An 11,915-nucleotide genomic window follows, 5' to 3' on the forward strand; every position below is an offset into this window, starting at 1 on the left:
CGGGTACTGGTCGGCGCGCTGCTCAGCACTGGACGGCCGGCTTCAGGACGTCCTGGCACCACTGGCGGAAACCGGTGGCGGTGGCGAAGGCCGGGTCTCGGGGTTCGGCGTCGTAGATCCCGTTGTTCTGCGCGTTGACCATGTCGGCCATGTCCTGGGCCAGTGCCGGGCTCGCGCCGCGCTGAATCATCCGGGCCCGGAAGTCCGGGAGGGGGACCTGCCGGTAGCGCACCGCGCGCCCCAGGGTTGCGGAGATGATCTCGGCCATGGCGTCGGGGGTCAGGCTGTCGGGGCTGGCCAGGGGAACGCGGGCCTGTCCGCTCCAGGAGGCGTCCAGCAGGAGCGTCGCCGCGGCAGCGGCCACGTCCCGGGTGGCCACGGTCAGCAGCGGCCGGTCTGCGGCGTTCGCCATGAAGAACGCCCCCTCCGCCGCGATCGACTGGGCCTGGCGGAGCAGGTTCTCCATGAAGAACGGCAGCGCCAGCGCGCGGTAGTGCACGCCGGCGCCCTCGATCAGGTCGTCCATGGCGAGCGCCGCCGACAGGAGCCCGGCCTCCCCCTCGTACCCGTGGCCCAGCGAGGTGACGCCCACGACCTGCACTCCCCGGGCTGCGGCCTCCTGGGCGGCGGCCCGGGTGAAGTCCAGGTAGTAGCCCCTGGCGGGGCCGGCGTTGCGGAAGCCGGCCGGGGGCACGAGCCAGAACAGGCGGTCAGCGCCCTCCAGCGCCTTCGCGATCGTGTCCGCGTCGGCGTGGAAGCCCTCTACCACCTCGACCCGAGCGCGCACGTGCTCCGAAAGCCGGGAGGGGTCGCGGGCGATCACCCGGGCCGTCTCGCCGCCGTCCAGGACACGGTCCAGGACCTGGCGGCCGATGTCACCGGTCGGCGTAGTGATGACGATCATGAATACCTCCGTGAGGGGCAGTGGGCAACGCCGTGGCGAAGGGGCGCGCCGGGCGGGTACTTGCGAGTCAACCCGGGGCAACGTCGCAGGTGAAGGACCGACTTGGCCGCGATTGATACCGTGGCGATATGAATGACCTGGAGGTGCGGCAGCTCCGCTACTTCGTCGCTGTCGCGGAGGAACTGCACTTCGGGCGGGCCGCCGCCCGCCTGGGCATGGCGCAGCCCCCGCTGTCCCGCACGATCCGGGACCTTGAACGGCAGCTCGGGGTGGTGCTGTTCGAGCGGACCACCCGGCAGGTGAGGCTCACCGCCGCCGGAGAGGTCCTGCTGCGCGACGCCAGAACCGCCCTGGAGGCGATCACCGCCGCCGCCCACCGGGCCCGGCACGCGGGCAGCACCTCGCCCCGGCTGCGGATCGCGCTCAAGGCCGGCATCGACGGCGGCCTGCTGCCGCAGATCCTGAATGCCTACAGCACCGACCCCGCCGCCATGCCTCCCGAACTGGTCCTCGGGGGGTTCGGCGACCAGCCCCAGGCACTGCGCGACGGCCTCGCCGACGTCGCACTCGCCCTCTGCCCGATGGACGACCGGGGGCTGGACAGCGAGCCACTGCTGACCGAGCCGGTCCTGGTGGCCATGGCCGCCACCGACCCGCTGGCCGCCCGGACCCGGCTGCGCCTGGCCGACCTGGCCGGGCGCAGCCTCCCCAGCGGCGTCCCGGCCGGCGACGGCCGAACCGCGCCACCCCCACCCGGGGCAACCCGGCCGGCCTCCAACCTGTCGGAGATCTTCAGCCTCGTCGAGACGGGCAGCATCGTGTTCTTCGCGCCCGCCTCGGTCGCCCGGCACAACCCGCGCCCTGGAATCGCCTACCGCCCCGTCAGCGACCTGCCGCACTCCACACTGGCCGTCGCCTGGCCCCAGGACGCCCGCTCACCGGCCGTCGCCGCCTTCGTACGCGCCGCCTGCGCGATCACAGCCGCCCACCACACACGAGCGGAGCCCCAGAAGCAGAGCACGACCACCTGAGCCCCGCCGCCAACAACGATCCGCACGAGCACCGATTGCGGGTCCCGCAACTGTCAACGACGCTCGCGGCAAATACATCCAGCCGGCGACCGGCTCGGCCGTGGCCGAATCGGAGCAGACACGGCACCACTGAGTCGCGGCCTCAAGCGGTCGCCGGCACCCGCACCGCCGACACGGACCGAGCGCGGGAACACCCGCGGCCCGGCGCCGGCACGCGGCGCACATCTCAGCGCGGACGCCGAGGCCGCCGACAGCCCCGAGCCCGCCTTGGTTCGAGAACGGTTTCGAGAGTGCCACCCTCGCGCCGGGCACGGCGCCACCGTTCCACCGACCGCACACTCACCCGCGTGCTCTTCGCCGCCGCGGGTCTTCACAGCCGCCGCGCACCTCTCGCCGCACCTCGCCGGCATCCCTCAGAGAGCGTCAGCCGTCACGATCTGCGATCGGTGCGTCACGCCGGGTCGGCGTGTTGGTGCCGGGCAGTGACCGCGCAGACTGGAGGTGTGCGGGAGATGATCGGCAGTGGGACGGCGGAGCGCGAGCAATTGCTCGCCGCAGCCGTCGTCGAGGCCGTCGACGCAACCGGCGCGTATGCGGGGAGTGTCTTTCTTCGCTCCCGCGACCGCCGGTCCCTCGTGCTGAGCGCGACCTACGGGACAACGCCCTCCCTGCTCGGTGGCTGGCGTCTCATCCCCGTGAGCAGTCCCATACCCGTCGCCGTGGCGTACAGCACCGCGCGCACCGTCTACCTGGCCGACGCAGACGAGACGATGCGCCGGTTTCCCCAGCTCGCCGTAGCGATGCCGTACGCCTTCGGCTCCTGCTCCGTGCCGGTGGCCGCACGTGGGGAGACGTTCGGATCGCTGGCGATCGTCTGGGCGACCTCACCCGGCAACGCGGGCGTGTCCAAGACCCAGCGGCGCCGCAGGTTGCGCTCCATCGCCGGCCGGCTCGGTGACTCCCTGGTCGCCCTGCGTGGCCGTACCGGCGATCCGGTGGAATGCGATCCTGGCACGGCTCCGCTCGAGATCCCGGCACCCGCCGCCAAGGCCGTGCGGGTGGGCTTGTTCGACTGGGACCTGTCTTCCGGCACCTTCACCGTGGACGACGAGTTCTGCGCGGCCTTCGGTCTCGACCCCGGTGCATTCGACGGCCGAGCCGAAACGCTGGCTGCCTGCCTGCATCCCGGTGATCTCGCCGCGTTCCGGGCCCTTGCCCGGGAGGCAGCCGGCGGAGGCCGGACCACCGCGCGCCGCCTTCGGGTACGGGAGCGCGGGGCCGGCAGCAAAGGCCACCACACGGTGGAGGTGTGGGCGCGCCTGCTGCAGACCGACGATGCGCGGGCGCGCACCCACCTGGTCGGTTCGGTCGTGGACGCCCGGGCGGGCCATGCGGCGCTCGTCGCGGTCGAGCGGCTGCGGGACGGGGTGTTCTCCCTCGCCCCCGACGGGCGGGTGACCTACGCCAACCACAGCGCCCTGCGATTGTGGGGCGTTTCCGGGGAAGAGGTGCTGGGCCGGGCTCTGTGGGACGTGGTGCCCTGGCTGTCGGACCCGGACGTCGAGTACCGGCACCGGTCCGCGATGATCTCCCAGACGCCCTCGTCCTTCCTGGCCCGCCGCCCGCCCGACCAGTGGCTCGCCTTCTCCCTCCACCCCCGGCGGGACGGGGTCACCGGGCGGGTGGTCCCCGACACCCGTCCCCCACCGGCGTCAGCGGTCGGCGCCTCCGCGGCGGCAGGGATGCCGGCGCGGATGGGCGTCATGTACCACGTCCTGCAGTTGGGCAGCGCGCTGACCGAGGCGGTCACGGCACAGGAAGTCTGCCAGGTCCTGGCCGACCAGCTGCTGCCGGCGTTCGGGGGGCAGCAACTGGCGATCTATGTGGTCCGCGGCAAGACGATGCACCGGCTCTTCCACACCGGCCGCCACGAGGACTTCCTCGACTGGCTGGAGGGCGTCCCGCTCCACGCCCGCCTGCCCGGCACGGAGACGCTCACCTCCGGTGCGCCGCTCTTCATCGAGTCGCAGCAGGACCTCTCCCGGGGATACCCCGGCATCCCCGTCGGAGAGGTGAGCTCCTGGGCGTATCTGCCACTGATCGCCTCCAGCCGCCCTGTCGGCACCTGTGTCCTGGGCTTCGACGAGGCCCACCGTTTCACGGAGAAGGACCGCGGCGTCCTCACCGCACTCGCCGGGCTGATCGCCCAGGCCCTGGAACGGGCGCGGCTCTACGACTCGGAGTTCGCCGTCGCGCGGGGCCTGCAGCAGACACTCCTGCCGCACAGGCTGCCACTGGTCCCAGGCATCCGTACCGTCGCGCGCTACCTGCCCGGCACCAGCGGAATGGACATCGGCGGCGACTGGTACGACGTCATCCCCCTCGAGGACGGGGTCGCTCTCGTCATCGGAGACGTCCAGGGGCACAGCATCGCCGCCGCGGCCACCATGGCCCAGCTGCGCAGCGCCGTACGGGCCTTCACGGCTGTGGGCGACGCACCCGGCGATGTGATGGCCGGAGTCAACCGGACCCTCATCGATCTCGACCCCGGGCTCCTGGCCAGCTGCTGCTACATCCGCCTCGAACCCCGCAGCCACCAAGCCCACGCCGTAACCGCCGGGCACGTTCCACCCCTGCTCCGCCGTCCCGACGGCCCGACCGGCGCCCTCGACCTCGACGTCGGCCCACTCCTCGGCGTGGAGCCCACGAGCGCCTATCCCCCGACCGGGATCGCCCTGCCGCCGGGATCCCTCCTCGCCCTCTACACCGACGGCCTGGTCGAGGAACCGGGAGCCGACATCGACGTGGGCATCGACCGTCTGCGGACGTCCCTGGCCCACGCCCACGCCCAATCCCTGGACGAACTCGCCGACCGGCTACTGCACAACGCCCGGCGCTCCTCCTACCGTGCCGACGACATCGCGCTGCTCCTCACCGAGCAGTCCCGTCACGACGCCCCATGACACGTCGGACCGGCGTCGCTGCACGATCTCCGCGGTGCGGGCGGTCGTGCGCCGGTCGGCGTAGGCTGACCGGCTCCCCGTACGGGCGGACCACCGTCGTAGTGCCGTGGGGCCCGACGTCGATGCCCCCGCCGCTGTTGCTGCCGTCTGCGTACGCCTGGTGTCCTCTCACCGGTCCTGGGTCACCGCAAGCTGTCGGGTGGCAACGGCCAGGGCAATACCGGCTCGCTCGGATGGCCGACACCCGACGACTGAGTGAGTTGTTCCGCAGCCGGTCTTCACGCGAGTACGACCCGCTCAACCAGCGGCTCGGAAAGATCACTGCCCTGGCCTGATCCGCCACTGTGGGCTCGGCTCGACTGGGTCTGCCCCGATGATGGAGGTGGGAGGTGTCGCCTCGGCGCCTGGCCGACACCCGACTGGCGTCGACTGTATGGACCCGGTCGAATAGTCGACCGGGCGCACCGCGGCACGTGGCAGCGGGCCGCGGCCGTGCACCGCCTACGTTGATCGGGAGAGAAGTATGACCATCAAGGACATCGGGCCGGAACCTCAAAGCTTCGACCTCGAGAGGGCGACGCTCGAGAACACGAACTACCGCTCGGTCGCCTGGTCCGGGAAGTACCTTCAGCTGACCCTCATGTCGATCCCGGTGGGTGAGGACGTCGGCTTGGAGGCGCACCCGGAGACCGACCAGTTCCTACGAGTCGACGCAGGCCGGGGCCGCGTCCAGATGGGCCAAACGAAGGACCGACTCGACTTCGACCGGGAGGTCGAGGACGGCTGGGCGATCTTCGTACCCGCCGGCACCTGGCACAACGTCACCAATATCGGTGACGAAGCCCTACAGCTCTACGCCGTCTACGCGCCGGTCCACCACGCGCCGAACAAGGTCCAGGCGACGGCCACCGACGCGGAGCGCGACGAAGAGTCAGGCAACGACGAGCCGCCAAGCTGGTCGGCCCAGCCTCCCCGCCAGCCGTCGGACGAGCACGCCTGACCAACGAGGGCTCGCCGAGACAGCGGTCCCTGCCCGGCTCCTGGGCTACGAGGGCACCCACTCCATGGCCTGGGCCGCCGCCCTGGGCATCTGGGTCTGCGTCGGAACCTGGGTCGTCGCCGGCGACGTCGCCCACACTCGTTCCCTCACCGGCAACTTCATCACCGGCGCCATCGCCACCCTCCTCGCCCTCGCGGCCACCTCCGGCGTGCGGGGGGGGCGGCGCACGTTGTCTACGCTCCGGGGGTGGGGGTGGTCTCGTCGTCGTTCAGACGGGCTCGCCACTCGCTGACGTATGCGTCGGGCATGGAGGCCAGGCGGGCGATCTCGGTGTCGCTGCGGCCGTCGGACCAGGCCAGGATCCGTGTCACGGTGCGGTTTCGTCCGGCGCGGAAGTCCTTGATCATGTTCTCGAGACGTTCGATTTCCTCGCCTTCGAAGACGAGCTGTTGGTCGACGCCGGCGCGTTCCTCGGCGCGCAGGCGGCGGAGGTAGGTGTTGAGTCCGGTCAGGACGAGCCCGTGTTCGCGCGCTGCGTTTTGGAACCTGTCGGCCAGGTCGTTCAGCACGCAGTCGGTGACGTCGGCGAGGTTGGCTCCAAGGGGTTTGGCCGCTTCCCACGTGCTTTTGCCGGTCTCCGTCGTCTCCAGCCAGGTGCGGGCGTCCGTCGGGGTGCGGTCGCCGCACGCCTGTGCGCGGTAGGCGTACAGGGCGGCGCGGTGGCCGTAGAAGGTGAAGCCGTCCTCGATCTGCCTCTCGGCGGCGTGGCAGGTTCTGCCCGGTACTCCCCCGTAGCCGGTGGCGGGGTGGTAGTCGGCGTAGGCGTCGAGTTCGGCGTCTCCGGCCACGGCCCAGGAAGGATCGCAGAGCTCGGGGTTGGCGGCGAGGAAGGCTCCGACCTCGACACGCCAGGCGGGGGTCGGTGTCGTGCGTGGCCTGGGCCAGTGGAGTGCGCCGGAGGGGTCGAGGGTGTGGGTGGTCGTGTGCTCGATGTCGTCCCAGGCGGTGGCGGCCTCGGCCGACCACTCCAGTTCGCCGTCCGGCCCGATCCGGTGGATCGAGTCGACGAGGCGCTGCACGGCGGGCAGTATGCGCAGTGCGAGGGTGTGGAGCTCTTCGGCGGTGAAGAAGCGCCAGGTGCAGCCGTGCTCTTGGTCATGGGTGAGGTGGCTGAGGAGTTGCACCATGGTTCCGGGGGCGGGGATGGTGCCGTCGCCGAGGGCCCTGCGGGGGAGGCCGGGGAGTTGGCCGGCGAGGTTGTCCTGGGGGGCGCGCCAGTCGGTGTCGCCGTACCAGACGGCGCCGTCGTTGGGGTCGACTGCCAGCCACTGCTGGTATCCCGTTCCGGGGCCGTAGCGCTGCTCCCGGTGTTCGGCGTGCTCGTCGTGCCATACGTACTCGGCTGGTGGCGGGTCCAGCACTGCGGCCATGAAGCCGTCCTCGGGGCGGTAGCCCGTGAGGACGCGGGCCGTTCTCGACGTGCTGTCGGCTGCGGTCATGAGGGGTTTCCTCTCGGTGGAACGTCAACCGCGGCCAACGTAGTCCGCTCGCCACATAGTAGTTCAACTTTCAGCCACTGCGTCCGATAGTCGGACGCGCCGGAAACGCTGGCCTCCCGAAGGGGTCTACGCGCGTGCAAGTGGCGGCAACTTGGCTGTATTTGACGTGGCCTTCACGGTCTGTTCACGTCTGGTTGCGGGGTCTGTCGGCCTGCGGGAAGGGGGACGGGAAGCAGCGTCCCGAGCCCCTTCCCGCAGGAGCGCCGCCCCGGGCCTGCGGGCTGTGGGTGGGTGGGTCGTTGGCTGGTCACGCAGCGGACCGGCCGCCTGTGACTGCCCGCGCCGTGCGCATCAGGAGAGTGCGACCCGCGCTTGGTCGGCGAGTATCTGCTCGAGGTCCAGGACGGCGCGCGGGGTGTGCCGGGTGTCGATACGGACGGCGTAGATGAAGCGCGTCAGCTGGGGTGCGGCCAGGGGGCGGGCGACGATGTCGGGGCTGGCGCGGGGCAGGGCGAGTTGCGGCATGAGGGCCACGCACAGGCCTGCGGCCACGAAGCCGAGCACGGTGTTGAAGTCGTCTCCCTCGTACTGCAGACGGGCCTGGAAGCCGGGCGTTTGGGCCATCTGGGAGAGCAGTTCCAGGCGCAGTGCGGCCTCCGGGGCGGCGATCCACGTCTCGGAGGCGAGGCTGGCCAGGTCGATGACCTCCCTGTCGGCCAGGCGGTGGTCCGCCGGCACGACGGCCACCACCGGGTCACGGGCGACCAGGGTCCGGCGCAGCATCCGGGGCGGGGGCACGGGGATGAAGTCGTAGTCGTAGCTGAGGGCCAGGTCCATGTCGCCGCGCTTGAGCCGGCTGTAGCCGGCTTCGGGTTCGAGTTGGGAGAGGCTGACCTGGACGTGGGGGTAGGCGCTGTGAAGCCGGGCCAGGGCTTGCGGAACGATGCTGGTGGCGGCCGAGGCGAAGGCGCCGAGGCGGATCCGTCCGGCGGTGCCGGCGCGCATGGCGTCGAGTTCGGCCGACGCCGCCGCCAAGGCGCTGCGGACGCCCTGCTCGGCATCGAGGAGGACTTCGCCGGCAGGTGTGGCGCGCACGGGGCGGCGCTCGAGCACCCTGAGGCCCGCGCGGCGTTCGAGTTCGGCGATCTGCTGGGAGACGGCGGGCGGGCTGTAGCCGAGTTCGCGCGCGGCGGCGCTGAAGGAGCCGTGCCGTACGACGGCTTCGAGGGTTGCGAGCAGGCGGGGGTCGAGTCCGGACACGGAGTTAAGGCTCACTTATCTGTCGCGAAGATGTGTTTTCTTGTGATTCAAGATGAACGCCAGCAGGATTCTTGCCAGCGGCAAGAAAAACGCAAGCCTGCGTTCCAGGGCCGCGCGAACGCCTCTCCCCCACCCTCACGGCGCCCTCCGCCGGCACCGCCTTGCCCCTCCCGCCGCAGCCTGCCGTGCCCGGGGCAGGGCGGCAGGCGGGTGCGGATCGAACCGCCGACGGGCACCCCTCATGCCCCGAAAGGAAGTGGTATGCCCCAGCCACCGCTCATCGGACTCACCACCCACCTCGCCAGCGCGCAGTGGGGCGAGTGGGACCTGCCCGCCGCGGTGCTGCCCGCGGCGTACGCGGACTGCGTACAGGCGGCGGGCGGCCGCACCGTGCTGCTGCCGCCGGACGTGCCCGCCGCCGCGGCCGATGTGGTCGGTCGTCTGGACGCGATCGTCCTGACGGGGGGCGAGGACGTGGACCCTGCCCTGTACGGGGCGGTGCCCCACCCGCGTACGGGGCCGCCGGTGCGCGAGCGCGACGAATGGGAGCTGGCCGTGCTGGCCGCCGCCCTCGCCCGCGACATACCCGTGCTCGGCGTGTGCCGGGGACTGCAGGTGATGAACGTCCACGCCGGCGGCACCCTCATCCAGCACCTGCCCGACCGTGTGGGCCACCACGACCACAACCCCTACCGGGGCCACTTCTGCGCCCACGCCGTGACCACCGTGCCGGGAACGCGGATCGGCGCCCTCCTGCCGGGAACCCGTCAGGTCGCCACGCACCATCACCAGGCGGTGGACCGCCCGGGCGCGGGGTTGATCGTGGCCGCCCGTGCGGCGGACGGCACCGTCGAGGCGCTCGAGAGCACCCGGCACCGCTTCGCCCTGGGCGTGCAGTGGCACCCGGAAATGGGCGTCGACGTGCCGGTCATGCGTGCCCTGGTGGATGCGGCGGCCTTCGCAGCGGACACCGACGAGGCTGCGGGTGCCGGACGAAAGGAGCGCACGGCGCGAAGCTCGCCGCGCGGGATTTTCCCGACACAGGTGTCTTGACACCCTGCGGCGCAGCCCGCAGGATCACAGCGTGAACCTGTCAGACAGCCAGACAGGTGGCTCCCTACCGCGGCGCGTCAGCGCCATGGAAGCGGTCTTCGGCCACCTGCGCAGCGCCATCGAGCGCGGTGAGTACGTCGTAGGCGACAAGCTCCCCTCCGAAGCCGAGTTGTGCCGCACCCTGGAGGTCAGTCGGCCCGTACTGCGGGAGGCCCTGCGGGCCCTGCAGGCCATGGGGTTGACCATCTCCAAGAGCGGCAAGGGCACCTTCGTCGTGGCGAACACGGTCGAGGACCCCACCTTCGGCGACTACGCCGCCAGCGACCTGCTGGAGGTGCGCCGGCACGTCGAGATACCGGTCGCCGGGTACGCCGCGCTGCGCCGCACCCCTGAGGACCTGGACCATCTGGGCCATCTGCTGGAGCGGATGGAGCGGGAGACCGACACCACCGCGTGGGTGGCGATGGACACCGTCTTCCACCTGGCGGTGGCCGAGGCATCCCGCAACCCCGTCTTCCGCCGGGTCATCGAGGAGATCCGCGACGCACTGGCGCGTCAGTCGACCTTCCTCAACGAACTGGGCGGCCGGCGCGAGCAGTCCAACTGCGAGCACCGGGCGATCCTCGAGGCGCTGGCCGACGGCTCCGAACACGACGCGGTCGAAGCCATGTCCCACCACCTCCTGCGGGTCGAGACGACCCTCACCGACATCGTGCGCCCCCAGCGCACGGCCACCCCTACGGAAGGCAGACCCGAGGCGTGAGCGAGCAGTTCCTCAAAGACGAGAAGCGCCCCACGACCCGTCACGTCGACGCCGGGGACACCGGCTACAGCAAGTCCTTGAAACCCCGGCACGTCAACATGATCGCCATCGGGGGTGCGATCGGCACCGGGCTCTTCCTCGGCGCGGGCGGACGCCTCGCCGACGCCGGGCCCTCCCTGTTCGTCGCCTACGCCGTCTGCGGGATCTTCGCGTTCCTCGTCGTGCGTGCGCTCGGCGAGCTCGTCCTGTACCGGCCGTCCTCCGGCGCCTTCGTCTCCTACGCCCGGGAGTTCCTCGGGGAGAAGGGTGCCTACACCGCGGGCTGGATGTACTTCCTGAACTGGGCGACCACCGGCATCGCCGACATCACCGCCGTGGCCACCTACACCCACTACTGGCACCTGTTCTCCGACGTCCCGCAGTGGGTGATCGCGCTCATAGCCCTGGCCGTGGTCCTGACCGTGAACCTCATCTCGGTGCGGATCTTCGGCGAACTGGAGTTCTGGTTCGCCATCGTCAAGGTCGGCGCCCTGGTCGTCTTCATGGGGATCGCGATCTTCCTGCTGGCGACCCGGCACCCCGTCGACGGCACCGTCCCCGGGCCGGCCCTGATCACCGACAACGGCGGGATCTTCCCCAACGGCCTGCTTCCCATGCTGCTGATCATCCAGGGCGTCGTCTTCGCCTACGCCTCCGTCGAGCTGGTCGGCGTCACGGCCGGTGAGACCGAGAACCCCGAGCAGATCATGCCGAAGGCGATCAATTCGATCATGTGGCGCGTGGGCCTCTTCTACGTCGGCTCGGTTGTCCTGCTGTCGATGCTGATGCCCTGGAGCAGCTACAGCTCCGGCCAGAGCCCGTTCGTGACCGTGCTCTCCCACATCGGTGTCCCGGCGGCCGGCGACGTGATGAACCTGGTCGTCCTCACCGCGGCCATGTCCTCGCTCAACTCCGGCCTCTACTCCACCGGCCGCATCCTGCGCTCCATGGCCGTCAACGGTTCCGCCCCCCGCTTCACCGCACGGCTCAGCCGTACCCAGGTGCCCTACGGCGGCATCCTGCTCACCAGCGGCATGTGCGTCCTCGGCGTCGGGCTCAACTTCGTGGTTCCGGCGGACGCCTTCGAGATCGTGCTCAACCTCGCCGCCATCGGCATCCTCGCGACCTGGGGCATGATCATGGTCTGCCACCTCCTCTTCTGGCGCAAAACCCGCAGCGGCGAGCTGATCCGCCCCTCCTACCGCCTGCCGGGCTCCCCGTGGACCGAACTGGTGACACTGGCCTTCCTCGCCTCCGTCCTGGTCCTCATGTACGCCGACGGAGGAGCCGCGCGCACCACCGTGCTGTGCGTGCCGCTGATCGCCGCAGCCCTGGTCGTCGGCTGGTACGCGGTCCGCGGCCGCGTGGCACGCGCCGCCGCCGAGAGCGACGGCTGAGCCGGG

The 11,915-nt window shown here is 71.1% G+C and carries 10 protein-coding genes; 7 read left to right on the forward strand and 3 right to left on the reverse strand.

Features of this window, described 5'->3' with window-relative positions; genetic code table 11:
• Window positions 1-22: 22 nt before the first annotated feature.
• Window positions 23-904, reverse strand: a complete 882-nt coding sequence (locus tag ABZ924_RS31365; RefSeq protein WP_361917264.1) for an NAD(P)H-binding protein — start codon at window positions 902-904, stop codon at window positions 23-25.
• A gap of 128 nt (window positions 905-1,032) precedes the next feature.
• Here ABZ924_RS31365 and ABZ924_RS31370 point away from each other — a divergent pair, with 128 nt between their 5' ends.
• From ABZ924_RS31370 to ABZ924_RS31385, 4 genes are all read left to right on the forward strand, one after another.
• A complete protein-coding gene (locus ABZ924_RS31370) occupies window positions 1,033-1,935 on the forward strand; it encodes a LysR family transcriptional regulator (RefSeq protein WP_361917267.1) in 903 nt (300 codons plus the stop codon).
• 512 nt (window positions 1,936-2,447) lie between these two features.
• The gene (locus ABZ924_RS31375) at window positions 2,448-4,898 is read left to right on the forward strand and encodes a SpoIIE family protein phosphatase (RefSeq protein ID WP_361917290.1); all 2,451 of its coding nucleotides are present in this window, start codon (window positions 2,448-2,450) and stop codon (window positions 4,896-4,898) included.
• 523 nt (window positions 4,899-5,421) lie between these two features.
• Window positions 5,422-5,898 carry a cupin domain-containing protein gene (locus tag ABZ924_RS31380; RefSeq protein WP_361917270.1) on the forward strand — a complete coding sequence of 159 codons (477 nt, stop codon included), beginning with the start codon at window positions 5,422-5,424 and terminating at the stop codon, window positions 5,896-5,898.
• Window positions 5,899-5,962: 64 nt separating this feature from the next.
• Window positions 5,963-6,190, forward strand: a complete 228-nt coding sequence (locus tag ABZ924_RS31385) for an SPW repeat protein (protein WP_361917273.1) — start codon at window positions 5,963-5,965, stop codon at window positions 6,188-6,190.
• Here the strand turns inward: ABZ924_RS31385 and ABZ924_RS31390 are convergent.
• Both ABZ924_RS31390 and ABZ924_RS31395 read right to left on the reverse strand, forming a co-directional pair.
• Entirely contained in the window at window positions 6,132-7,397 is a 1,266-nt protein-coding gene (locus ABZ924_RS31390; protein ID WP_361917276.1) for a hypothetical protein, read from the reverse strand. The two genes, ABZ924_RS31385 and ABZ924_RS31390, sit on opposite strands and share 59 nt — an antisense overlap.
• A 351-nt stretch (window positions 7,398-7,748) precedes the next feature.
• Window positions 7,749-8,657, reverse strand: coding sequence for a LysR family transcriptional regulator (locus tag ABZ924_RS31395; RefSeq protein WP_361917279.1), 909 nt, complete (start codon window positions 8,655-8,657; stop codon window positions 7,749-7,751).
• 261 nt (window positions 8,658-8,918) lie between these two features.
• Here ABZ924_RS31395 and ABZ924_RS31400 point away from each other — a divergent pair, with 261 nt between their 5' ends.
• The 3 genes from ABZ924_RS31400 to ABZ924_RS31410 all read left to right on the forward strand — a co-directional run bounded on the left by ABZ924_RS31400 (window position 8,919) and on the right by ABZ924_RS31410 (window position 11,909).
• Window positions 8,919-9,710 carry a gamma-glutamyl-gamma-aminobutyrate hydrolase family protein gene (locus tag ABZ924_RS31400; RefSeq protein WP_361917282.1) on the forward strand — a complete coding sequence of 264 codons (792 nt, stop codon included), beginning with the start codon at window positions 8,919-8,921 and terminating at the stop codon, window positions 9,708-9,710.
• An 85-nt stretch (window positions 9,711-9,795) separates the two neighbouring features.
• Entirely contained in the window at window positions 9,796-10,473 is a 678-nt protein-coding gene (locus tag ABZ924_RS31405) for a FadR/GntR family transcriptional regulator (RefSeq protein ID WP_361917293.1), read from the forward strand.
• Window positions 10,470-11,909 (forward strand): amino acid permease, encoded by a 1,440-nt coding sequence (locus ABZ924_RS31410; protein ID WP_361917284.1) that lies wholly within the window; start codon window positions 10,470-10,472, stop codon window positions 11,907-11,909. Before ABZ924_RS31405 ends, ABZ924_RS31410 begins: the two co-directional genes overlap by 4 nt.
• Window positions 11,910-11,915 lie beyond the last annotated feature (6 nt).

It is taken from the genome of Streptomyces sp. NPDC046876 (assembly GCF_040645035.1).
Taxonomy (GTDB): domain Bacteria; phylum Actinomycetota; class Actinomycetes; order Streptomycetales; family Streptomycetaceae; genus Streptomyces.